Below are 24,377 nucleotides of genomic sequence, written 5' to 3'. Positions count from 1 at the left end.
GGAAAAGTTGTCTTTCTTTGCGGGCTCATAAAAGCTTGTTCAGACCCATAACGTCGTATGTCAACGAATTGGTCGGACAGATGTCAACGCACAGGCCGCATCGGGTACAGTCCGGCCCGAGAGCCACATCTTCCTTTAACGCATAACCCTTTTTGGTCACTTCCAGCACATGAGGGACCAGGCAAACAGCGCGGCAGTCACCTTCATGCAAACAGTTTTCCAAATTGTAGGTCACATGCACGGGTGAGGTAATGCCCACCATGCCATAAGTCAAACCGATGGGGCACATATAGCGACACCAGGCCCGGCGGGTGAAAAACACTTCAAACAACAACAACACGACCACCCAGATCAGCGCCAATCCAGGGCCGTAGATCATGGCGCGGGACAAAATCCCGACCGGTGAAATGGCTTCGAACACCGTATATCCGCTGCCAAAGGCAAGCCCGGCAAACACAATGTACAAAACCGTGCGCAAGCCACGATGCATGGCCATGTCGCGCACCAGCTTCATGGAGGTGAGACGCAAATGAATGTATTCCCCCAATTCCGCCAACAAATGATAGGGGCACACCCACGAGCAAAATGTTCGTCCGCCCAACAACCACCACAGCAACAATACCGTCGCAGTACCGATCACCAGGTTGATGAGAATTTCCTTAAACGCCAGCATGACCTGCAAGGACGCGTTCAAGTCGGCAAAGTGGAACCCGACCACGCGCGACGCCGACAAAGAGCCTTCGATCAACTGAATGTCCCAAGAGAAGGACACGATGAACAGCGCGTTGACGATCAAGATCGACGCCCAGCGTCGGTTGCGCCATTTGTGCGACGGATGCAGATCGCGTTCGGCCTTAATGGCGGCGACCCGTTCCTTTTTACCCTCTTTGGTCCGCTTGGCGTCGTGAAGAGCGCGGGCCCCTTCGGAGTAAGCACTGTCATCCGGCTTTGAGCCTGGGGCGCGTCCGAACATTTCGGCAATTGAGGTCAACAGCGACATCATGCGTCCTCCCCAGGTTGGCGTTTATCAATGACAATGGCAGGCGGGTCCACCGGGCAGATCATTTCACACATGCCGCAGCCGACACACTTGTCAAACACCACGGGCGTTCCCCGTAAATCGCTGGGATCTAGGTTAATGCGTTCCAGTGTAATCGCACCTACGATTGGACATTCACGAACGCACAAGTCGCAAAGCTCAAGATCGTATGGGTGATCTGAAATCAAAATCGGATTCCACCGATCGACCTCCATATAACGGTGCAATCCGGGATGATCCGCCCCGCGCGCGGGACCCTTGAAACCTTTACCCAGGCGCGCCAAACAGGCCTTGGGACGCGATAAGCGCGCCACCCCCATGTGCACTTGTTCCTTGGTATCCGTGTCGTGCGACAGCGCCCCGGTCGGGCATGCCAGAACGCACTGCACGGCATCGCACGAAAAGTCACACGCTTGGCTGCGTGCATCGATATACGGCACACCAACGCCAAAACCCTCGTCCAAATCGCCCAATTTAATGGCTTCGACCGGGCAAACCTGAACACACTGTCCGCATTTGATGCAGGCGGCCAAAAAAGGATCTTCTAAAAGCCCGCCTGGAGGCCGCAATCGTTCCGTCCATTTTTTCATGACCGGGAAAAAGCCCAGCATCGCCGCACCAATGACGCCGGCACCCGCGCCGATGGAGCGCAGCACTTGTCGGCGTTCGCGCAACTGGCGCACGGTTACAGGTTTTTTCGTTGGGGGTGTTTTGGCGTCCGTCATGGGGCTGCTCTCACCGTTCTTGTTGCATGTATTTGGGAACCCGATTGGACAGGCCAAACGGATCGTATTTTAACTGTGGGCCTTCGTGGGGCGCACTTTCCTCTTTTGTCTCGTCATCTGCGCGGGCCACTTTAACGTCGGCCGTCATTTTTGGCCGGGGATCGCTCAACAACAACACGGGCTCCGACAAAGGCGCTAAACGTTCCAAGAAATCCAGCATCGACAACACTGCAGAGCCTTTAAAGAACGAGGCTGCCGGTACATCCATCCACAAACGATCCGCATACACGCGCTGTTCATGGGCGTTATCGCCGATGCCATCTTTGTTGCGGTCAAAGCCTAAATAATCGTCCCAATAGTTTCCGTCCCAATCGTTGCGCTTGGCGCTGGCACCCGCATTGACTGACACCTGAACGTAGTTGGATTCAAATCGATTGTCTTCCAATACGTTCCCGGTCCAATCGTTGTGAAACAAAATACCGATGGAATTAAACGACAAACGATTGCGCACGATACGGTTGGTGGTACCCGGTTGATAGGGGGAAACATCCATGTATATACCCGTAGCACAATACAAGATGGTGTTGTCTTCCACCGTCACATCGCTGCTTTCTTTCATCCCGATGCCCATGCCGGTGGCACCCAACCCCCGCGATATGCGATTTCCCCGCAGCACCACACCATCGCTGTACATCAAGAACGTGCCAACCGAATTGTTATCGAAGTGGTTGTTGCTTACCAAATTGTATTGCGCGTACATAAAGTGCAACGCATACCGTCCACCGCTGATGGAGTTACCCGAAATCGTATTGTCTTTTGAGTACCAAACCACGACATCGCGCGCATTGATGATGGTGTTGTCCTCAATGCGATTGTCATTACTGTACCACAAACGTATCCCGTCGCCACGCACCCCCAGATCAAAAGGTTTTGATTGAATGCGATTGCGCGCAACGATGTTGTTGTTCGATTGCTGGATATCGATACCGAACAGACTGTCGGATATATCGTTATCCTTGATGACATTGTAATTGCCGCGAACCTGGATGCCGGAATCCAAATCGTTATGCGATTCCCCCGTGTTCATCAAATGCAAGCCCCGCACGGTGGCGCCATCGGTTTGCAATACGATGACGCTGCCGACGCCGCCACTGTCGATGGTGACGTTCCCGCCGCCTTCCAAGATGATGGCTTTGTCGATCAGTAAAGGCCCCGCGTAAGTCCCCGCAGGTGGGGTGATGACATCGCCGGGCTTGGCTGCGTCAATGAGCGGTTGCAATGATGGTAAAGGTTGCGCCCACGCAGAACCCATCGCCGCACTCCCGAAGATAGCCAGTGCGGCGATGGTTTTTATGACTAGACGATACGGGTTGCCCATGACCGCATCTCCGACAGCTTTAGCTGTCGTCCCCTGTGACCAAGATGTGCTTGCGCCTTAACAAGGCTGCAAACCCCAGGGCCACGGACGAAGCCGCCAACAATCCAAAACCATAGTGTGGATAGGAAAATGTCGTGAACTGCGCCACTTTGCCTTGGCCCAAAACAGTCGGCATAAACGGCTTTAAGGAGAACGCCCCCATTTCATTGAGACTGTGACCAAACCACCACAGCCACCCGGCATAATCGGCGACGAAAAAGACTGGCAACAAAATCGGCATCAATACGGTCAGCCAATACACCGCTTTGATGCGGCCAACGCCCACGATCAGAATCAACATCGATACCAACAACCCGCCATAAGCAATCTTGGCAGCCAGGGTCATGGTCTCAACATTATGATCAATGATGGTTTGCTGGCGGAAATAACGCCCCAGGGCTTCGTTATACCCTTCTTGCAGCATTTCGATACCGGACCACGACGCATATTCATCTTCATCGAGGTCCATGGTCGTCACCACGTCGGTGACATAGTTTGGCGACAGGTACTTATACCCGCCCTCTGTAAACAAAGCGGTTGTCATCCACGCGCCAATGGCAAGCCCCCCCACCGTCATAACGATGGTACGTCGGGTGCGTCCCGGCACGATAAAGACGACAATCATCAACCCCAGAAGGGAAAACACAAACGGTGACAACACCCGCTCAACCGGACCGCCCGCAGCAATGGGATACATACCGACGTAATGGTTGATGGCATCCATTTCGTGTTTGCAATTGAGCGCTTCGTCTTCTTGTTTTTCAGCAACTTCAATTTTCTGACAGCCGTTAAACACCCCATCCATATGGAAGTGGATACGAATACCTTGAGGAAATGCGATATCTGGATATTGGGGTGCTTTCAGCGACACCCACCACGTCGGTGCCACGTATGCGAAGGCCAACATCACCAAAGCGGCAAAGGCCAAAGCGCGTACCATCAGCATGCGGTTTGATTTTTCTTCTACGATCATTTTTTTGTCCTCAATGCCCGCCCAATTTTTGGGACATTTTTCGGGGTTATCTCTTTGGCATTTACTCCCCCGTGTGAATTTGGGGGAGAAGATAAAGGCCGAAGCGGAGGAAAAGGTCGCCCACCAACCGACGCTCCGGCCTTGTTCTCAGTCAGTTATTTAAAGTCAGGGTTTTCCCAACCGACCACGCCAAGCTTGTCGGCTGGCGGCTGCTGACGCGACACGTAATCCAAAACGGCGGCCATGTCTTTGTCTGAAAACTCTTGGATCTGTTTGACCATGTCGGGGTTGGCGTTGCGGCGTTTGCCGTCACGGATCCAGGCAAATTGACGCATCAGGTAGTTGTAATGCTGGCCCTGGATGCGAGGGTAATATTTTTCTTCCACACCTTCGCCGTGCTCACCGTGGCAGCGCACGCAGTTGTCTTTGTAAAGCTGCTTGCCATGCTCCAAATCGGTGCCTGGTCCACGACCCGGTTCCGGGTTCATCGGCAAGGTTGCGATGTATGCCGTCACGTCGGCGATAGACTGCGGTCCACCAATGGATTCGGGCAGAGCAAACGGATACATGGTTGGGTTATCGCGGTTTAACGCGCGAATGTCCGCCAACTGTTTGATGAGCACATGTCTGTGCTGACCAGCCAATTGCGGGAAGGTGCCGTCGGGTTGGCCCCAGCCTTCGTAAAGGTGACAAGCGGCGCAAACTTCATACACCTCAATGCCATTTTCCAGGTTTGGTGTCAGGTGCAATGCTTCGTCTTGCTCGCCGCCGCCCTCGTTCCAGCCTGCGGCCTTATCCGCTGCTGCGGCAGGCGTGGTCAGCATCATGGTGGCGACCAACGCGGTCGCTAAAGACGATGTAAGTGCGGTGAAGTTTATTCTTGTTTTCATAGGTTATCTCCATCGATACCAATGGTGTGCGTTAATGTGGGCGTTATTTCGCAGCGTTGCGATCAACTTGGGACAAATAGTCGGCCAAGGAGGCAAACTCTTCATCCGTCATTTTCTTTACGATCCCATACATGGGAGCGGTCTTTGCCGTTTTGCGTGCCTGGCTTTTAATGTCTTGCAGTTGTGCAAAAATATAATTGCGCTTTTGCCCCGCAAGATAGGGATTGCCTTTAAGCGGCTTCATACCTTCATTGCCGTGACACGCTTTGCATTTCTGTTTGAACAAGGTCTCGCCGGCGGCAACGCTGGCGGCATCCAAGGGTTCTTTCGGTTCTTTCAGATCGGCAGGCTTTTGCTCGGAAAGCCACTTCGCAACCTGTTTAATTTCTTCCTTTGAAATACGCGGTACGTTTTTGTCACCGCTGGGGCTGACCAACGCACCCTGCATGCCTTGGGCACGCGGGTTGCCGGTTGCATCAGGACTACCCAAGCGCTTACCGCTGATGATGTCCTCGATTTGTCTGGCGATGTATTTTTCATCCTGACCCGCAATGTTGGGATATTCCATCATTGCCTTGCGGCCATCTTTACCATGGCATGCCATACAGGCCTTTCCCATGTAAACAGTCTTGCCAGGATCGCGCTTGGCTTTCTCTTCTGCGGCATTTGCCGGCAGGACTGCGACCGACGCTGACAGCATAACGAAACTCAAAATTGCGACACTTTGGAAGATGTTCTTTTTCATACGGGGTCTCCTGTAATGTGAAACGATGGGGGAGCCGCCTCATGCGGCCCCCCCTCGCTTTGCCTTAGTTTGCAAGGCTTGAGGTCTTTATTTTTTGACCTCAACTGCGCCATGCTGGTCAAGATAGGTTTTGGCGCGCAGACCGATGTCTGCAGCCTTAACCTGATACTGCCACCACTGGCCAGCCCACAGCGTCGCGTTCTGCCAATCGTTCTTGGCGGCGAACTCTTCTGCTTTTTTGCGGGTGTCAGCGGCGAAGCCCAACTGTTCGGTAGCGTCTTCGACCAACGAAACCACAGGCGGGAAGTCCTGATAGTTACGTGCAACGATGTAGCCCACAACCGAATCGATCACACCTTGTGTTTCGATGTTGGTTTTGAACTGCTTATCGTAATCAGCCTGCGTATAGGCTTGGCCTTCAGCGCCTTTAGTTGCAACTTCCTTATAGCCCTTTGGCTGGACCAACAAGTAACCCTGCATTTCCAAGTGCAGCGCCGAGCAGAACTCGGTGCAGTAGTATGGGAATACGCCAGGTCTGCTAGCGGTGACGGTCACCGAAGCGGTTTTGCCAGGTTCCAACGACAAGTTGGCGTTGGTGCCGTTGATGGCAAACCCGTGGGTTTGATCTTCAGCACGTTCCAGGTTGGTCATAACAAAGGTAACTTCATCGCCTTCTTGAACTTCGACGATTTCAGGCGTGATGTGCGAACGAATGGTCGTGCCGTACACCGTTACCTTATTGCCGTCACGCTCGACCCGTTCTTTACCCGGACGCGTCTTGCCTTCATGCACTTCGTCAGTACGGGTGTTCCAACCGCTCTTGTAACGGATGATCGGTTTGAGTTTGTCGGCAGCAATTGCCACGGCATAGTGTGGTTCACCCAACGGCAATGGCATGTCATACAACAATTCCATTTTGTCGCCGCTGATGTCGATCAACTGGTGGTTCTGCGGGTGCAGAGGACCAACCGGGTTGAAGCGATCAATTGCCAGCTTGTTCAAAGCCACAAGGTATTTACCTTTAGGATTAACGGAATCGCCTTCCATCGTCATCAAGTGACCAATGTTGTAGTGGATGGAAAGTTTATCCAGAACCTTGCCTTCACAATAGTCCCACTTGGTGACTTGGCTGTCCACGTAGATAGAGGTGTAAACAACGCAAGGCTTCGAGTCGTATTGGGTGTGAAGCGGACCCAAGCCAACTTGAACCTGGGTGTGCAACGATTTTTTCAGATCAAGAATCGGAACGCCGTAGGGGTCTTTGCCTGCGAAATCTTTGTTCTTGATCAGGTTCATCATCTTTTCGAAGCTGAACACATAGGTGTGGCTATCCAACTTACCGGAAACGATCATGAACTTGCCGTCTGGGCTGACGTCCATACCGTGCGGGCTTTTGGGTTCCGGCACCAAGTACAAGATGCCTTCAGCAATGGCGGTGTCCATCATGATGACCGGATGGTCATTGATCATTTTGACTTTGCCAGCTTTAACCACTTCCGCAGCTTTCTTCCAATTGATCATGTGGAAGAAGTCGGTGTCTTTTTGAGAGCAACCCGCTTCAAACGGCGGACGGCCTTTTTCGATGCCACCGACATAACGTTCTGAACAGAACGAGTTGGTGAATGACCAGCCGTCGGAAACGCCTTTACCAAAATCGGACAAATCCTGGCTATAGGGCGGCAGTTCCAGAGAGAACGATTGCTTCGGATCAATCCGACCAGCTTTACGATCAAACTTCCAGTAGGTCACAGCGCCACGATATTTTTCGTTGAACTGAGACAGCGGCACATAACCGTTTTCCAACGGCGAAGCATACTGGGAAGCCTCGATGATGTAATCGGTGTTGGGCGTCACAAAAGCGCCGCCGTGTTCCGATTTCATGATCGGGTTGACGACAATCTGCTTGGTTTCAAAATCGTGCAGATCGATGACCGCGATACGAGGGTTGTTCTTGTCATTGATGAACAAGTATTCACCGTCGTAATCGCCATTGGTTTCCGAAATCGCCGGATGGTGAGTATCGCCGAAAAGGATATCTTTGCCGTTGATGCGACCCTGAGCCAAAACGGCTTTGGATTCGTTATCAAAGCCATAACCCTGCCAGGGTTCTGGCGTGAAAACGCCGATATATTTCAAAATCCGCATAGACGGAATGCCATAAACGATCACTTGACCGCTTTGGCCGCCGGATGCAAAGGCGAGAAATTCGTCGCGCTTGCCTGTCGGAACATATGTTTTTGCCGCTGCCAGCACATCTTTTTCGGTTAACCCACGACGTTTCATAACGTCATCAAGGCTATCGGCCGACCAAGATGTTGAAGCGGTGACCAGGCCAAAACTGAAGGCGCTCAGCGCCAACAAAGCCCGTTTACCAAATAGTTGCATAGGATAAATCCTCCCTCGGGCTACAAAAGGACAACAAATCGCAGTATCCCCGAGCTGCTGCGATTTGGGACTGACGTGACTTAGGACGGTAGAAAGTTTAGGCTATTGATGCTCCGTAAGATTTGACCTTGGTCAAGATGTACGATGCTTAAATGTCGGCACAATGACATCCTCGCAAAATACACCACAAACTTTATGAGCACTGCAGAAATCAACCCCCTCTTGGACTATAACCATATAATAACACAGAAGGTACTCGTTCGATGATTACGCCTCACCAAACAGCAAGTGTAAAATTGTATTCGTTTAATGTATTGAAATCAATGATTTTTGCCGCTCTGCTGTGGTGCGCACCTTCGGCCTTACAGGCCCAGGACAATGCTCAGACTGCGGAAATTGGCGGTCGCTTTATGCTAGAAGACCATAACGGCAAGATTGTAACCGATCAAGATTTTGACGGCCGCTATTTGTTGATCACTTTCGGCTATACATATTGCCCCGATGTCTGCCCCACCAATTTGGCCAACATGAGCAACGCGCTTGTTGAATTGGGTGACAAGGCTGAGGAAATTGCTCCGATTTTCATCACCGTTGATCCCGCGCGCGACACCGCAAAACGGCTGCACGATTACGTCGCGAGTTTTGATGAGCGCTTAATCGGATTGACCGGACCGCAACCGATGATCGACAGCGTCAGCCAGCGTTACAAAATCTTCAGCGAAGTTCAACGTTCTGAAGGCGAGGCAAAAGACGAGTATCTGGTCGACCATACGGCTTCTATTTTCTTGATGGCACCCGATGGAAAGTTTCTCGTCAAATTCGCCCACGGCCTAGCCCCCACCGAAATGGCAGCTCGAATCGCAGAATTTATGTAACAACTTACGATCAGAATCTAGGGTCAGAGCCTAGCTTTCCGTAAACACCAAAGGCTCATCCAGAAGTTTGGCGATGCGCTTGGAATGTGCAACGATGCCTTCATTGGCGTAGGCTTCGTGGTGCGTTTCGATTTTGGCCAGATCATATTTATAATTCACCAACAGACTGGCGGATTCGCCAACGCCTTTTGCCGACACATCGCCCAGCCAATTGATGCGCTCCAATCCGGCGCCATTGCCGAGATGAAACTTCGCCACGGCATCAAGCGGACGACCCTTGCGTTTTTCATTCACCAGATAGTGGGCGCACAGCTGTGTGATGGGCAGTTGCAGTTGGTCCTGCAGGTCTGGATCGTTGAGCCAGTCTTGCCCGTCCAAGATGTCCAAAACCTTTTTCGCTTCATCTGAGCGATTACGCACGCTTTGCAGCCAGCGCATAAATCCGGGAACCGGCGAAAGGGTTGAGAAGGTGTTCAGGTTGGACAGCTCAGCGCGCAATTCAGAAACCACTTGCTTGATGAGGAAGTTGCCGAACGAAATGCCGCGCAGGCCCTTTTGACAATTGCTGATGGAATAGAAAATGGCCGTGTCCGCACTGTCTGCCGAAATGCGCGGCAAGGTATCGTCCAGCAATTCCTGTACCGATCCGGACAACCCTTTGACCAAGGCCACCTCGACAAAAATCAGCGGCTCGTCCGGCAATGCGGGGTGGAAAAAGGCGTAACAGCGCCGATCTGCGTCCAAACGGCGGCGCAAATCCTCCCAGTCGCGAATTTCGTGAACGGCTTCATAGGTGATGAGCTTTTCCAAAACATTGGCGGGGGTGCTCCAATCCACGCGACGCAATTCTAAAAAGCCACGGTTGAACCAGCTCGACAGCAAATGAGCGAAGTCGGCATCGACCGCCTCCAAAGAGGATTCGTCGCGTACCATATCCAGCAAATCTTCGCGCATGTTGATGACCGCGCGGGTCCCACCCGGCGCCATATTGACGCCACGGATCACCCTTTGTCGCAAGGATTCCGCACCCATGCCGACCTTTTGTGCCGCCAGCGGACCGGGGGCCTTTTGATACGCCGCGATGGCGGCATTGAGAGCCGCTTCATCCACATCGAAATCGGTGAGCAGCATTTTAAAAAAGGACAGTTTTTGGGCCGCGTCATAGCTTTGGTACGCTTCCACCACCGCCAACGCCAGGGCTGTGCCCAGGGCTTCGCCCTTTTGCGTGATCAAATCCGAACACAACGCCTTCACATCGCCGGACTTTGCATTTCGTCCTTGATGGACGTCTAAAAGCTCCCGCCCAGCGTCTGCTATCGTGCTGAGAAATGTCCTAAAAAAGGTCACCCGGCCTAATCCCTTTCCAAATGTTTCGCCTATCACCTGATCAGCTAGCCACCAATCACGGGGCCCATCACGGCGGTCGGCAACCATGTTACGATTTCGGGGAACAAACACAAAATGACAATACCGAGAACCATGCACAGCATAAACGGCAACGCCCCTTTTAAGATGGTGGTAAGCGCAATATCGGGGGCAATTCCGTTGATGACATATAGGTTTAAACCGACCGGCGGGGTAATCAGGCCGATCTCCATATTGATTGTGAAAATGACGGCAAACCAGTAGGGATCAAAACCACTTTGCACAATGATCGGCAACAAAATCGGCGCGGTCATCAAGATCACGGCCACGGGGGGAAGAAAAAAGCCCGTCACCAGCAAAAAGCCATTGATCATCGCCATCAAGCCCCAGCGGTTGATATCCAAATCAACGATGAACTGGGCGACAGACTGGGTGACGTAAAGGGATGACAGGGTGTAGCTGAACAAAGCACTGGCGGCGATGATCATCAAAATCATCACACTTTCGCGCATGGAATCACTGATGATGGCCCATATTTTTTGCGGCTGCCAAACTTTGTAAATAATGGCGATCAAAACCAAGACAAACATGGCGCCCACGCCCGCCGCTTCGGAGGGTGTCGCGACGCCGCCGTACAAAACGTACAGCACGCCGACAATGATGGAAAAGAACGGCAACACACGGGGCAAGACTTCCAGCTTTTGGCGCAGCGAAAACCCACCCTCCACGCGGCCAAATTTATAACCATGGCGGTGTGCGGTGTATAACGCCCAAGCCATGAACAAGGCCGTCAACAGCAAACCTGGAAACACCCCCGCCAAAAAAAGTCGGCCAATGGATGTTTCCGTGGCGATGCCATAAACGATCATGGTGATGGACGGCGGAATCAAGATGCCCAAAGTCCCGCCCGCCGCAATGGCACCGGTGGCCAAGCCATCTGGGTAGCCGCGCTGACGCATTTCCGGAATACCCATCTTGCCAATGGCGGCACAGGTCGCGGGCGATGAACCGGACAAGGCCGCAAACACCGAACACGCGCCGATGTTGGAAATGATCAAACCGCCCGGCACCCGATGCAGCCAGCGATCAAGGGCGATGTACAGGTCTTTGCCCGCTGGCGAAGAGGCCACCGCCGCACCCATCACAATGAACATCGGAATCGAAACCAGAGAAAATTCGGCAATGCCGCCAAAAAACTTGTCGGCCACAATGTCCAATGCCGAAATTCCGTCAAACGCGACGAGAAATCCAATGGCGACCAGGCCTAAGCCAAACGCCACCGGTATACCGGACGCCAGAACAACAATCGTCGAAATAACGACAAGCACACCAATCCAAAGCGGTGTCATGGCCTATTCTCCTTCAAAACCGCTGTGGTGATCCATGGCAAACGGCATTGGCTCTCCAACCAATAGGGCAAAAATATCTGCAACATATTGAAGCGCCAAAAGGCCGATCCCAATGGGCATCGCCATATAAGGTATCCACAACGGCAACGCCCAAATCGTATCGGTCGTCCAGTCGTTCACCAGGGCTTCTTCAAAGTGCTGATAGCCCTTCCACGCCAAAACGGCGCAAAAGACCAAGCCTGCAAAGCTGGCCACCAGCGCCAAGATGCGCCGACCGACCGGGCCTAAAAAATTGGGCAATAAATCGACGTTGACGTGTCCCTTCACCAGCAAGACATAAGGACTGCCGATAAAGGTGGCGGCGACCAGAGAAAAAATGACGTATTCCGGCTGCCATACGGTTGAAGCGTTCAGGAAATAGCGCATCACCACCATCTGGCAGACCACAAGAATAGCTGAGCCGACAAAGGCTGCGGCCACAATTCCGCAAAGGTGGGAAATGGCGCGGATCAATCGACAGAAGGCATGCATGTCAACGCTCCGAAAAGTGCCCAAAATGAGTATAGCTTAAACGAAAAGGAAAATAGCCCCGACAGCACCTAGTCCGTCGGGGCCATTATCGGTGGTTATTCGACAGCGAGCGCTTTTTCGATCAGCTCTTTGCCACCTTCAACCTTTTCGGAGAAGATTTTGTAAGACGTCTGTTTGGCAATTTCCAACCAGGCGGCCGCTTGTTCTGCATTCATCGCGACCACTTCAACGCCGTTTTCTTTATAGACCTTGACCATTTTGGCGTCGAGCCCAGCAGCCTGTTCCGTCATATAGGCTTCTGCCTTTTGGCCGGCGGCCATCAAAGCATCTTGTTGGGCTGTGTTGAGCTTGTCCCAACTTTTCTTGGACATCAAAATGGGCTCATACATGAACCACAAAGCATGTTCGCCGGGTTCGGTGAGACATTTCACCTGCTCGTAAATGCGATACGACACGAAGCTGCCGGAACTGGTGTTTGCAGCGTCCAGAACGCCGGTCTGCAAGCCTTGATACACTTCAGAGCTGGCCATCGACGAAATCGAACCGCCAGCCCCCACCAACATCTGTTCAAATGCCGGACCTGCCGCACGGGTCACTTGGCCCTTCATGGTTTCCGGACCCAAAATGCATTCTTTCTTGGACGCAAAACCACCCGCAAGCCAGGCATCAGAGAGAACAACAACGCCCGCATCTGTGATGATTTTTTTGATGTCTTGCATAAACGGTGACTTGTTCAAGCGCAGAGCGTGTTTGTGATTTTTCACCAAACCCGGCATCAAAGTCGCAGAAAACTGAGGATGCTGGCCGCTGGCATAATCCAACGGGAACGAAGCAATATCCAACTGCCCCTTGACCATGGCGTTCCACTGTTCCTTGGACTTGAACAGGGATTGGCCTGGGTAAACCTTAATATCCAAACCCACATTGGCCTTGGCCACTTCTTTGGCAATGATCTGAACCATTTCATCGCGGGCATCGCCTTTGCCGCCTGGAAATTGGTGTGAAGCCTTCAGTGTTTCAGCCCCGGCGGAACCGGCGGCGATGGTGCAAGCAAGGGCAAGCGCCCCGGCCACGGTGGTTTTAAAAATTGTCATTGTAAGTCAACTCCCCTGACGCAAAATCCCTGTGAAAATGCCTGTTATTTTTGCGGGCTTAGAGTCTTTTGCGTGCACCAGAATTCACTGGCAAAACACACTAGAAACCTGCCCATTCGCTCAACAGCCTAAAACTCGCATGAATGCGTGTCAAACTAAATTGTATACAATTTTCTATTTATTGAATGCAATAAAGACTGTAGTGTATCTGTGGCTATTGAGTAAGATCGGACCCGCTGCGAGCCGCAGACGATCCGCTCACGCTCAGGTCACGTTGTATCCACGCGCGATCACCGCCTTGAATGACAGCCCTAGGGGAACACGCCTTTGTCGACAAAAACCGCCAGTCCGTTGCGGGAAACGCTGGAACAAGAGATTGTTACCGGACAGCTCGCGCCCGGAACGCGCCTGGAAGAAATGGGTTTGGCGGAACGCTTTCACGTGTCGCGCACACCGGTGCGCGAGGCGCTCAACCAGCTGGCCTCCATCGGCTTGGTGGAAATCCGCCCCCGTCGCGGTGCCGTGGTGGCCGCCATTGGGCTCAAACAAATGATGGAAATGTTTGAAGTCATGGCTGAGCTGGAAGGCATGTGCGGTCAATTGGCGGCGCGGCGTATGTCTGGCGACGAACGCAAAAAGCTCGCCGCGTGCCACCTGCAAGGGCAGCCCTTTAGCGAAAACGAAGACCATGACGGCTACTACGCCGCCAATGTATGCTTTCACGAATGCATTTATCAAGGCAGCCGCAATGCCTATCTGGCAGACCAGACCCGCGCGCTGCGCAATCGCTTGGCACCGTATCGCCGTTTACAATTGCGCCAACGCCAACGGTTGTCCGAATCGTTTCAAGAGCACGGCAAGATTCTTGATGCCATCACCCAAGGTGACGAGGCGCGCGCCAAGCAATTGCTTAGGGACCACGTCACCGTGCAAAGCGGCTCCTTCACCGACTTTATCGCCACCTTGCCATCCGAATTGATCCGCAACAGCGCCTAAACCACCCCTTGTGCACGAGACTTCACCATGACAAACGCAAACCTCTACGCCTTGTTCCAAACCCGCTTCCCCAAAGACTTGAACGCACCCGCCCTGGTCGTGCCAGACGGTGATACCGTCTCTTACGGTGATCTGGACAAGATGTCCGCACAGGTTGCCGGGCTGCTCAGCACATTGGGGGTCGCCAAGGGTGATCGCGTGGCCGTGCAAATCGATAAATCCCCCCAAGCCGTGGCGCTCTATCTGGCGTGCTTGCGCGTCGGCGCGGTGTATTTGCCGCTCAACACCGCTTACACCGCCAGCGAAGTTGCGTATTTCATCAACGATGCAGAACCTAAGCTGCTGGTCTGTCGCCCTCAAGCCGAACAGGCGTTGTTTGAGGTCTTAAAACAAACGCCCAATCTGCACATCATGACTTGTGACGGGCACAAACATGGTACGCTCTGGGTTGACGTCCAGTCGGCGGAGCCTTGGAATGAAATAGCCCAAGTTGAGCCCGATGATCTGGCGGCCATTTTGTATACGTCAGGCACCACCGGGCGGTCCAAGGGGGCCATGTTAAGTCACCAAAACCTGGCCTCAAACGCCTTGGCTCTGCACGATATGTGGGGCTGGCGCGATGGTGATGTGCTGATTCACGCACTGCCCATTTTTCACGTCCACGGCCTGTTCGTGGCGCTGCATTGCGCGCTGCTGAACGGCTCAAAAATGTGGTTTATGCCCAAATTTGATGTCGATACCGTCATCGATCTGCTGCCCAAAGCCACCGTCCTGATGGGGGTGCCAACCTTTTACACCCGCCTGGTTGATCATCCGGGCTTAACCAAAGAGGCCGCCTCCAACATGCGGCTGTTTGTTTCAGGTTCAGCCCCTTTGCTGGCCGAAACGTTCAGCGCATTTGAAGGCAAAACCGGCCACCGCATCTTGGAACGTTATGGCATGACCGAAACGGGCATGATCACGTCTAACCCCTTAATCGGTGATCGCGTGCCCGCCACGGTCGGCTACCCCCTGCCCGGCGTTCAGGTGCGCGTCGCCAACGAAAACGGCGATGTTTTGGCACCACAAGAAATCGGCGTTTTGGAAGTGATCGGCCCCAATGTCTTTAGTGGCTATTGGCGCATGCCGGAAAAAACGGCTTCCGAGTTTCGCAAGGACGGCTGGTTCATCACCGGCGATGTGGCCAAGATGGACGAGGACGGCCGCGTGTCCATCGTCGGACGCGCCAAGGACATGATCATTTCTGGCGGTTTTAACGTTTACCCCAAAGAAATCGAAACCGTCATTGATGAGTTGCCCGGTGTCATCGAAAGCGCCGTGGTGGGCGTGCCGCACCCCGATTTCGGCGAAGCCGTGGTGGCGGTCATCGTCTCTGAACCGGGTGCAAACATCACAGACGCCACCATTCAAGACGCCATCAAGGACCAACTGGCCCGCTTCAAGCATCCCAAAGGGGTTTTCATCGTGAATGAGTTGCCCCGCAACACCATGGGCAAAGTGCAAAAGAACATTCTGCGCGAAACGTATAACGCAACCTTTTCTTAGGCTGCGTTAGTGCTGCGCTTAAAGTGATTTAAAGGGAGAGTTCGCTCATTTGGCCTTGGCGATAAAGGCGTCGATGTCGCTGTAAAACTGCGGCTCGAACTCACGTATTTTTTCGTCAGGCCAATTCCACCACGCAATGCTTTGCAGAGCTTCGATGTGGGGTTCGGAAAAGCGGTATTTAACCACCTTACTGGGATTGCCAACGACCACCGCGTAGGGTGGAACATCTTTTGCCACCACCGCGCCAGCCCCGATGACCGCACCATTGCCGATGGTGACCCCGCTCAAAATCATGGCCCGTGCACCAACCCATACGTCGTGTCCAATGGTCACGCCGCCTTTGGACACGGCATCTTGGTTACCCAGGCCGGGGTGCAAAAGAAGAGTGCGTAACGGAAACGTGGATGGTCGGTCCAACGGATGGTCGGCCTTGGAAAAAATCAGCACTTGGAGGCCAAACGAGCAAAAGTTGCCAATGCTCACCGGCGCATCCGAAGACAAGCCCTGAATGGTGTTGCGATCCACGCCATAGGTGCCGCGACCAATGCTCACGTAGTCGGGCAAAATGTCGCGGCTTTTTTTGCCGCCAAATACCCGCGCTAATTTGCGAAATAGCTTAGACACAATCCACCCCACCAAAACACCGTTCGATTTATATCAAAACACGTCGCCCACCAAAGCGTCTATTCATTCTCATTTTTAAATTTCTGATAGACCTCTATCAAGCTTTCACGCAAGTCGTGTTTGGGTTTAAAGCCCACTTCAAGACGCAGACGCTCCACGCTGGCGACCAGTTTGCGAGGATCATCTGCCCGATCCGGCAACGCGCCTAAGTGCACCAACTCGGGATGCCCCGATATTTCGCCCAACAAGGAAACAACTTCGCCAATTGTGCGGTCTTCTCCGCTGGCGACGTTCACGGCCCCTTGCACATCGCTCATCAGCAAGGCCGCGAAGGCGGAACCGATATCCCGCGCATCCATGAAATCGCGAATCTGAGTGCCGGACGAACACTTGGCGACACGCCTCTGGGCTAGAGCTGAAGCCACGGAAGGCACCAAGCGCTTGTCATTTTCGCCTTCGCCAAACAACAAAAATACCCGTCCCCAGGCGTAGCTTAACGCAGACTTGGCGGCAAAGTCTGCCAACCATTCAAGCGTCTCAAGCTTCGACTGGCCATAAAGCGTGTGCGGTTTCATCGGCGTGATGCCCTCGCGGCATACCCCATCGGCTAAATCGGTCCAGTCGTATTCGGCACACGATCCAGCCATCAGGACGCGCTTGCCGCCGTTGGCCTGAAAGGCTTCGATCAAGCGCTTGGAAGCCCCCTGCCAGTTCGCATTTTGTGGCGCATTCCAAAATTGGCCGTGCTCGGTCACCCATGCCAAGTGCAGCAGGTGTGTGGCTTGAACGTCATGCGCTAAGGCTTCCGCAGCGCCCGGCACCAACAGATCGCAGGCATGCCACGTCACGCCTATCGGTCGCTCCGCAACGGTGCGGGCCACGGCGTGAACATCAAGGCCTTGATCCACCAAGGCTCGGACGGCCGGCTTGCCAATCAGCCCAGATGCCCCCGTGACCAAAACGCGTGTCATTTAAGCCCCCTGGAAATCAGGATAGGCCGCATCGCGTTCAGATATAACGACGGGGTTTTCGGGCCAATCGATGGCAAAGGCCGGGTCATTCCAGCGCACTCCGCGCGCCAACGCGGCCACATAGACTTCACCCATCAGGTAATTGACCAAGGCGTCATCGCAAAGCGTTATAAACCCGTGCGCGCAGCCCGGCGGCACAAACAGGGCCTTGGCATTGTCCGCCGTGAGTTGAACGCCCACCCACTGGCAATACGTCTGAGAACCTTTGCGCAGATCCACCACCACGTCAAAGATCGCGCCGCGAATGCAGCTCACCAGTTTGGGGTCAGGCTTGGGCGCATCTTGATAATGCAGGCCGCGCAATGTGCCCTTGGCCGCGTTGTGCGACAGATTGCTCTGCACCACGTCAAAATCTAGCCCAGCGTCTTTGAATTCCTGGCGGCAGAAGCTGCGGGCAAAATACCCCCGCTCGTCCTCCAAGCGCTCAATCTCCACCAGAGCTGCGCCTTGAATTTTGAGCGGGGTGATCTGCATCACCACACCTCGATTTCGGGAACGGCGACGACAAACTTTCCACCCCAGGCCCGGATGGAGGCTAGTTGATCGGCAATTTCCGTGCGCAGATTCCACGGTAAAATCAAAATGTAATCGGGCTGAGCGCTGTCGATGTGATCCGCAGACAAAACGGGAATGCGACTTCCGGGTAGAAACTTGCCTTGTTTGGCCGGATTACCATCGACAACAAAATCAATCAGATCCGCACCCACATCGGCGTAGTTCAACAACGTATTGCCCTTGGCGGCGGCGCCGTAACCGACGACCGTTTTGCCCTCAGCTTGGGCTTGGTGCAAAAACGCCAACAAGCCCTGACGCACGTTTTGGCACTTGGCGTCAAAGCCCTCATAGGCCGTGCGCGTGTGCAGGCCAGCAGCGCGTTCTTTGTCCCGCATAGCGGCCAGCCCCGGCTGATCCGCGTGGGCCGTGCTGGTTGATTTGCACGCAAAGACCCGGAGCGAGCCGCCATGAGTGGTGATTTCTTCAACGTCAAAAACCTTAAGACCGCATTCGCCAAAGATGCGTTCCACCGCCAGCAGCGACAGATACGAATAATGTTCGTGATAGATGGTGTCGAACTGCACCCGGTTCAAAAGGTTCAGAAGGTGGGGAAATTCCACCGTCATGAGGCCGTCATCTTTCAACAAAATGGCGAAGCCTTCGACGAAGCTGCGAATATCGGGCACATGGGCCAATACATTGTTGGCCGCCATCAGGTCGGCACTGTGGCCGGAGGCGCACAACCGCTTGGCGGTCTCGGCATTGAAAAAGGCGACCTCGGTAGCCACCCCCCGTTTGCGTGCAGCATCCGCACAGCCCGCCGCCGGATCAACGCCCAACACCGGAACACCCGCCGCTACAAAATGCTGCAACAGGTAACCATCGTTACTGGCAATCTCGACCACTTTGCTCTCAGCCCCCAAGCCGAAGCGCGCCATCATCGCCTCGGCATAAGCCTTGGCGTGCGCCACCCAACTGGACGAAAATGACGAGTAGTAAGCGTAGTCTTCGGTAAAAATTTCACCCGGCGGGACCTCATCGGCCAGTTGCACCAGATGACAGTCCTCACACACGACAGCGTGCAAGGGAAAGACTTTTTCTTGGCCATCCGCGCTGGATAAATAACTGTTGGAAGGCGGCTGGAAACCCAGGTCCACCAAACTCAACTGGATGCTTGATCCACAAAAGCGACAGGTGGTCATTGGTCTTTTCCATAATCGATAAGCTGACGTGCGGTGATGTCTTTTGCTGAAGCACCGTTCAAGAATGCGCCGTACCAGTCAGCGGTCAAACGCACCGTAGCTTCCACATCCAACTTCGCTGCCCAGCCTAAAATTTCGTGCGCCCGGGTGGCGTCCACCGACAGCAAGGTTTTTTCTTTCAATTTTGAAGACTTAATATCCAAAGGAACATCTTGGCCCAGAGCTGTCATCATCATGTTGGTGATAGCCCCAACCGTTGAACTGGGTCCGGACATCGGCCCGAAATTCAAAGCAAGCGGCGTGTCCTTTGATCTGCTCGCCAAACGTTCAACATACATCAAATAACCCGCGTTCAAATCCAACACATGCTGCCAAGGGCGCGTGGCATTGGGACTGCGGAGCGTGAGGTTGCGCCCCGACGCCAACGCCCGATAAATGTCGGGGATCAGGCGATCTTCGGAAAAGTCCCCGCCACCAACAACGTTGCCGGCCCGTGCGGTGGCAATGACCACGTCGCGGTCGGCAAAAAAACTTTTGGCCCAAGACTGGGCGATGATTTCTTGAGACGCCTTGGACGCCGAATACGGATCGTCGCCACCCAACGGGGCATCCTCGCCAAAGGCAATTCCGTCATCTGTGTTTTGATAGACCTTATCGCTGGTGATGACCAAAGCCACTTTTAAGTTTTTCGCGCCCCGCAACGCTTCCAGTACATTCACCGTGCCCATGACGTTGGACGCCACGGTATCGACCGGTTCCCGGTACGAACGACGCACCAAGGCCTGAGCCGCCATATGAATGACGATTTCGGGGTCGGCCTCGGCCGCACACTGCTCGACGGCAGCCGCATCGCGAACATCGCCGATGGTGGATTTGATGCCTGACCAGGGCGACAGCAGATTAAACAAGCTGGGGTCTGTTTCCGGCTCCAAGCCAAAGCCATACACATCCGCGCCCAAGTTTTCCAGCCACAAGGCCATCCAGGTGCCCTTAAAGCCGGTATGTCCCGTCAACAGCACACGCTTGCCCTGCCAAAAATCAGGAGAAATCATAGGCAGACCTCCGGTCTCGCGCGGGTGGTGGTTTTGGACGCGGCGACGCCCCGCAGATAGGCCAGCGCACCACAAAACCGGGCCGCATCCCGCAGCGCTTTTTTCGGGCGGAACACCAACAACGCCTTGGGACCAAACTTTAACATCCGCCGCCACGCCAAAGATTGAGCTGCGGCGAGGCTGTTGTGTTTGGCTTCAAAGTACAGGCGCGACCATGACATGTTATAGTACTTCTCCCAGTGGACCTGCCAGCCGCTGCCGATGGACCCGCCGCCGATGTGTCCCGACACCGCGTTCGGCACCACCAACACCTTATAACCGCCGTTCATCAACCGCATGCAAATATCGTCGTCCTCATGATAGAGGAAAATCGCCTCATCAAAAAACCCCACGTCACGCATAGCTGACATGCGCACCAGGTTCACCGCCCCGGAAACCACCCACGTGCAAAAGGTCCCTTCGGGTTTGGGCTCGGATTTACGGTCGCTGGGCATTAAATCGCGACCAAACAACGGCCCGTTCCAGGCCCGATCAAAATCGCCGTTGGTGCCGATCAGCAACGGCGATAGCAATCCAGCATCTGGGTTCGCATCGGCCTCTGCCACCAAGTCCGCGTAGGCTTCGCCGACAAATTCGGCGTCTGGGTTCATCAACAGCGCATATTCGGTTTCGACCAAGGCCAAACCCTGGCTGGCCGCATTGCCGTAACCGACACCGATTGCGTTGACGATGATGTCGGCCTGAGGCGCGTGCGCACGCACGATCTCAAGCGTGTTGTCGTTGCTTTCGTTATCAATCACGATAATGCGGGCCGATCTCGACACACTGTCAAGGCACGGCCCGATGACCGCACTGGAATGGTGAGTGACGACAATCGTCGTGGTGCGTGCCCAGGCATCGGAGCGGGACGTCATCATTCAGTCCCAAGTCTTCCACGGGGCTCGGCCCGAGACCCATAAGTCTTCCAGCATGCGTTTTTCCCGCAACGTGTCCATGGGTTGCCAAAAGCCATCGTGCTGAAAGGCGCTGAGTTGACCGTCACGGGTAAGGCCTTCCAACGGCGCGCGTTCCCACACGGTGTCATCGCTCGCAATCCGATCCACCACGCTCGGGTTCAAGACAAAGAAGCCGCCGTTGATGAAATCGCCCTCGCCCGCCGGCTTTTCAGCAAACTCGCTGACCCGTGTACCTTCCAAGCGAGTCGCGCCGAAACGTCCCGACGGCCGCACAACGGTCACCGTGGCCTCACGGCCTTGGGCTTTATGAAAGGCAATCAGATCTGAGATGTTTACATCACACAGGCCATCACCATAGGTCATGCAGAAGGGCTCGTCGGGATCTAAGTAAGCACCAACGTGCTTGACCCGCCCGCCAGTCATGGTGTCGGCCCCGGTATCGACAAGGGTCACACGCCAGTCTTCGGCTTGGGTGGCGTGATACGTGATCTGATTTTTTGCCAAATCGACCGTGACGTCAGAGCGGTGCAAAACGTAATTGGCGAAGTATTCCTTAATCATATAGCCCTTGTAGCCAAGGCAAATGACAAAATCCTTAAGGCCGTACGAGGCGTATATTTTCATGATGTGCCACAAAATCGGCATGCCACCGATTTCGACCATAGGCTTGGGGCGCACATCAGATTCTTCGGCTATGCGCGAACCCAATCCACCAGCCAGAATAACAACTTTCATGAACAGCCCTCTGATCAAAAAATAGAATAGTCCCGCCCGGTCTGAAAGCCACGCGAATCAAGTCTTTCTTTTAGCGGAGTCCAACCCAGGCCACAAGCTAGTGATGGTGGTGTTTTTGATGCCAAGCCCAGGCCGTTTTGATAATGGTCGTCAAATCGGAATGAGAAGGCGTCCACCCTAAAACCGTTCTAGCCTTGCTGAGGTCGGCCACCAACGATGGGGCATCGCCCGGACGGCGGGCTTGCAACTTTACAGAAAAATCCACACCGGAGATTTTTTTCACGCAGTCAAGGACTTCGCGCACGCTTGTGCCAACGCCGCCGCCAAGACAAAATGCCTCAACGCCCGGAACCGCACCATCTAAACGCTTAAGGGCTTTTACATGAGCCTCAGCTAAATCTGCGACATGAATGTAATCTCGCAGACAAGTGCCGTCTGGAGTATCGTAGTCATCCCCATAAATAAACATGCCATCGCGCTGGCCCAGTGCCGCTTGGCACGCAATGGGGATCAGGTGGCTTTCCGGGTCATGCGCTTCGCCTAACTCTCCATCCGGGTCGGCGCCCGAAGCATTAAAGTAGCGCAACGCCACCGCCTTGAGCCCGTCACTGAGTGAAAAATCGGCCAACAGACCTTCAACTTCAGCCTTGGTTTTGGCATAAGGGCTGATGGGGTCAATGGGCGAAGACTCCTTAATCAAAGCCCCCCCAACATCCCCATGCACAGCGCAAGTACTTGAAAAAACAATACGATCCACATTGGCCCGCCCCATAGCTTTCAGCACATTGAAGGAGCCAGTGACGTTGGTGCGGTGGAATTTCTCTGGATATTTGACGGACTCGCCGACCTCAATCAAAGCTGCAAAGTGCATCACGGCGACGGGCTTATGGGCCGCAAATGCGGCATCCAGATCATCTGGGTTCAACACATCACCCACCACCAACGGCCCCCACTTCACCGCCCACTCGTGGCCGTTGGACAGATTATCGAAGCTGACAGGCGTATAGCCCGCCGCCGCCAAAGCCTTACAGGCATGCGATCCGACATATCCGGCGCCGCCAGTGACGAGGATTGTTTTGGTCATACTAAAAAGCGCCCCCAACATCTACACGTCACAAGCACCTGTACAATCCGTTCACTACTTAACATTCTAGGGTCCAGACTCATTTAAATCCAATAACAAATTAGTGCTGCGAGACATAATGCTGCAAGGTAGGGTCCAGACTCATTCAAATCCAGTAGCAAATGAGTGCTGCGAGGCATAGTGCAGCGAGAAAGTTTTCAGCATTCTTGTCGTATCGCGTGGCAATGCGACGGAAGTCCTTAAGACGGCCAAACATTCTCTCAATGACGTTGCGTCCTTTGTATCGGGCCTTGTTGAACGGGTGCGGCTGCTTTCTGTTGGACTTGTTTGGGATCACCGGCAGGATACGTTGGGATTTCAGGTAGTCCCTCCAATGATCGGCGTCATAGGCTTTATCGGCGAGCAGGTATCGGGTGTTTGGCAGTGATGCGCCGAGCATGACAGCGCCCTTGATATCGTGGACGTGACCAGGTGTCAGGTAAAAGGCCAGAGGGCGGCATTGCTCGTCGCTTATGGCATGAACCTTGGTGTTGCGACCTCCTTTTGTGCGACCGATGGCCTGAGCAGAAGCCCCCCTTTTCCGCCGCCAGCACAACGGTGGGCTTTGACATGAGAGGCGTCGATGGAGATTTGTTCTGGTGTTCCCGACAGGGCTGCCGTCAGTTCCGCAAACATGTACTGCCAGATCCCTTTCTGCGACCAGCGGTTATAACGGTTGTAAACCGTCGTCGATGGTCCGTATTCCGGCGGACAATCTTGCCAACGGCAACCGGATTGTAGAACATGAATGATGCCACTGATAATGCGCCGATCATCCTTGCGACGCTTGCCGGCGGCACGGTAAGGTAAATGCGGTTCAATCAGTGAAAATTGTTCGTCAGAGAGCCAGAAATTGCGCTTCATAGCCCGAAAACCTCCTTTTTGAGTTTCAAGCTATTAAATCACTGAAAGGTTAATGAGTTTTGACCCTAATTGCTACCCTATTCGACCTTGACTGCCACGTACCCTAAGCTTTTTGGGTAGGTAATACTGGCCGATTATAGAATCCCTCTTTGCACTAACTAAGGCACCCTTACTCTCAGAACTACAGCGTACTTAACACAAAATCAACGTCACAGTTGCGATAATACCCCCGAAAATTAGAGGTCCGCAGAAGTACAATTTTCTCGTAATTTGACGTGAGGAGATTTTGCATGAAACAGCCCTGTTATTCGGACAGGCAGATCATTAATATTTTGAAACAGGCGGAAGCCGGAACGCCGGCCCCTG

23 protein-coding genes are annotated in these 24,377 nt (G+C 53.8%); 3 read left to right on the top strand and 20 right to left on the bottom strand.

The window, feature by feature from the left end:
• Positions 1-25 precede the first annotated feature (25 nt).
• The 7 genes from BEN30_RS10060 to nosZ form a co-directional block, all read right to left on the bottom strand.
• The gene (locus BEN30_RS10060; protein WP_245649036.1) at positions 26-1,003 is read right to left on the bottom strand and encodes a NapH/MauN family ferredoxin-type protein; all 978 of its coding nucleotides are present in this window, start codon (positions 1,001-1,003) and stop codon (positions 26-28) included.
• On the bottom strand, positions 1,000-1,764 hold the full coding sequence (locus tag BEN30_RS10055) for a 4Fe-4S dicluster domain-containing protein (protein WP_069958217.1): 765 nt from the start codon (positions 1,762-1,764) through the stop codon (positions 1,000-1,002). Before BEN30_RS10055 ends, BEN30_RS10060 begins: the two co-directional genes overlap by 4 nt.
• 10 nt (positions 1,765-1,774) lie before the next feature.
• On the bottom strand, positions 1,775-3,076 hold the full coding sequence (nosD, locus tag BEN30_RS10050; RefSeq protein ID WP_069958216.1) for a nitrous oxide reductase family maturation protein NosD: 1,302 nt from the start codon (positions 3,074-3,076) through the stop codon (positions 1,775-1,777).
• A gap of 85 nt (positions 3,077-3,161) precedes the next feature.
• Positions 3,162-4,154 (bottom strand): hypothetical protein, encoded by a 993-nt coding sequence (locus BEN30_RS10045; protein WP_069958215.1) that lies wholly within the window; start codon positions 4,152-4,154, stop codon positions 3,162-3,164.
• 155 nt (positions 4,155-4,309) lie between these two features.
• Positions 4,310-5,044, bottom strand: coding sequence for a c-type cytochrome (locus BEN30_RS10040; protein WP_084005355.1), 735 nt, complete (start codon positions 5,042-5,044; stop codon positions 4,310-4,312).
• A 43-nt stretch (positions 5,045-5,087) separates the two neighbouring features.
• A complete protein-coding gene (locus BEN30_RS10035) occupies positions 5,088-5,789 on the bottom strand; it encodes a c-type cytochrome (protein ID WP_069958214.1) in 702 nt (233 codons plus the stop codon).
• Positions 5,790-5,876: 87 nt separating this feature from the next.
• Positions 5,877-8,174 (bottom strand): Sec-dependent nitrous-oxide reductase, encoded by a 2,298-nt coding sequence (gene nosZ / locus BEN30_RS10030; protein WP_069958213.1) that lies wholly within the window; start codon positions 8,172-8,174, stop codon positions 5,877-5,879.
• Positions 8,175-8,497: 323 nt separating this feature from the next.
• Between nosZ and BEN30_RS10025 the strand changes: the two genes are divergently transcribed.
• On the top strand, positions 8,498-9,049 hold the full coding sequence (locus BEN30_RS10025) for an SCO family protein (protein WP_170827022.1): 552 nt from the start codon (positions 8,498-8,500) through the stop codon (positions 9,047-9,049).
• A gap of 30 nt (positions 9,050-9,079) precedes the next feature.
• On the opposite strand, the gene BEN30_RS10020 is transcribed toward BEN30_RS10025, so the two are convergent.
• The 4 genes from BEN30_RS10020 to dctP form a co-directional block, all read right to left on the bottom strand.
• Positions 9,080-10,396, bottom strand: coding sequence for a malonyl-CoA decarboxylase (locus BEN30_RS10020; protein WP_069958270.1), 1,317 nt, complete (start codon positions 10,394-10,396; stop codon positions 9,080-9,082).
• Between the two features lie 44 nt (positions 10,397-10,440).
• Positions 10,441-11,763 carry a TRAP transporter large permease gene (locus BEN30_RS10015; protein WP_069958211.1) on the bottom strand — a complete coding sequence of 441 codons (1,323 nt, stop codon included), beginning with the start codon at positions 11,761-11,763 and terminating at the stop codon, positions 10,441-10,443.
• A 3-nt stretch (positions 11,764-11,766) separates the two neighbouring features.
• Positions 11,767-12,294: a TRAP transporter small permease gene (locus tag BEN30_RS10010; RefSeq protein ID WP_069958210.1), complete on the bottom strand. Its 528-nt coding sequence runs from the start codon at positions 12,292-12,294 to the stop codon at positions 11,767-11,769.
• Positions 12,295-12,389: 95 nt separating this feature from the next.
• Positions 12,390-13,388 carry a TRAP transporter substrate-binding protein DctP gene (gene dctP, locus BEN30_RS10005; RefSeq protein WP_069958209.1) on the bottom strand — a complete coding sequence of 333 codons (999 nt, stop codon included), beginning with the start codon at positions 13,386-13,388 and terminating at the stop codon, positions 12,390-12,392.
• A 327-nt stretch (positions 13,389-13,715) separates the two neighbouring features.
• Between dctP and BEN30_RS10000 the strand changes: the two genes are divergently transcribed.
• Positions 13,716-14,384 (top strand): GntR family transcriptional regulator, encoded by a 669-nt coding sequence (locus BEN30_RS10000; RefSeq protein WP_069958208.1) that lies wholly within the window; start codon positions 13,716-13,718, stop codon positions 14,382-14,384.
• 27 nt (positions 14,385-14,411) lie between these two features.
• The gene (locus BEN30_RS09995; protein WP_069958207.1) at positions 14,412-15,929 is read left to right on the top strand and encodes a malonate--CoA ligase; all 1,518 of its coding nucleotides are present in this window, start codon (positions 14,412-14,414) and stop codon (positions 15,927-15,929) included.
• Between the two features lie 45 nt (positions 15,930-15,974).
• Here the strand turns inward: BEN30_RS09995 and BEN30_RS19110 are convergent, their stop codons facing one another.
• The 9 genes from BEN30_RS19110 to BEN30_RS17935 form a co-directional block, all read right to left on the bottom strand.
• Positions 15,975-16,553 (bottom strand): CatB-related O-acetyltransferase, encoded by a 579-nt coding sequence (locus tag BEN30_RS19110; protein ID WP_211563355.1) that lies wholly within the window; start codon positions 16,551-16,553, stop codon positions 15,975-15,977.
• Positions 16,554-16,612: 59 nt separating this feature from the next.
• Entirely contained in the window at positions 16,613-17,524 is a 912-nt protein-coding gene (locus BEN30_RS09985) for an NAD-dependent epimerase/dehydratase family protein (RefSeq protein ID WP_069958206.1), read from the bottom strand.
• The gene (gene rfbC, locus BEN30_RS09980) at positions 17,525-18,058 is read right to left on the bottom strand and encodes a dTDP-4-dehydrorhamnose 3,5-epimerase (RefSeq protein WP_069958205.1); all 534 of its coding nucleotides are present in this window, start codon (positions 18,056-18,058) and stop codon (positions 17,525-17,527) included.
• A complete protein-coding gene (locus tag BEN30_RS09975) occupies positions 18,058-19,281 on the bottom strand; it encodes a class I SAM-dependent methyltransferase (protein WP_069958204.1) in 1,224 nt (407 codons plus the stop codon). Before BEN30_RS09975 ends, rfbC begins: the two co-directional genes overlap by 1 nt.
• On the bottom strand, positions 19,278-20,333 hold the full coding sequence (gene rfbG / locus BEN30_RS09970) for a CDP-glucose 4,6-dehydratase (RefSeq protein ID WP_069958203.1): 1,056 nt from the start codon (positions 20,331-20,333) through the stop codon (positions 19,278-19,280). Before rfbG ends, BEN30_RS09975 begins: the two co-directional genes overlap by 4 nt.
• Entirely contained in the window at positions 20,330-21,250 is a 921-nt protein-coding gene (locus BEN30_RS09965; protein ID WP_069958202.1) for a glycosyltransferase family 2 protein, read from the bottom strand. Before BEN30_RS09965 ends, rfbG begins: the two co-directional genes overlap by 4 nt.
• Entirely contained in the window at positions 21,251-22,024 is a 774-nt protein-coding gene (gene rfbF, locus BEN30_RS09960; RefSeq protein WP_069958201.1) for a glucose-1-phosphate cytidylyltransferase, read from the bottom strand.
• A 97-nt stretch (positions 22,025-22,121) separates the two neighbouring features.
• Positions 22,122-23,108: a UDP-glucose 4-epimerase GalE gene (gene galE, locus BEN30_RS09955; protein WP_069958200.1), complete on the bottom strand. Its 987-nt coding sequence runs from the start codon at positions 23,106-23,108 to the stop codon at positions 22,122-22,124.
• A gap of 145 nt (positions 23,109-23,253) precedes the next feature.
• Positions 23,254-24,011 (bottom strand): IS5 family transposase gene (locus BEN30_RS17935; protein WP_211563353.1). Its coding sequence is split into 2 segments (ribosomal slippage): positions 23,254-23,678 and positions 23,678-24,011, totalling 759 coding nucleotides; the frame shifts between segments, so codons are not numbered across the junction.
• Positions 24,012-24,377: the final 366 nt, after the last annotated feature.

This window comes from Magnetovibrio blakemorei (genome assembly GCF_001746755.1).
GTDB classification, from domain to species: domain Bacteria; phylum Pseudomonadota; class Alphaproteobacteria; order Rhodospirillales; family Magnetovibrionaceae; genus Magnetovibrio; species Magnetovibrio blakemorei.
The sequence above is the reverse complement of the archived record's forward strand: the minus strand, read 5'-3'. Positions and strand labels throughout refer to the sequence as shown.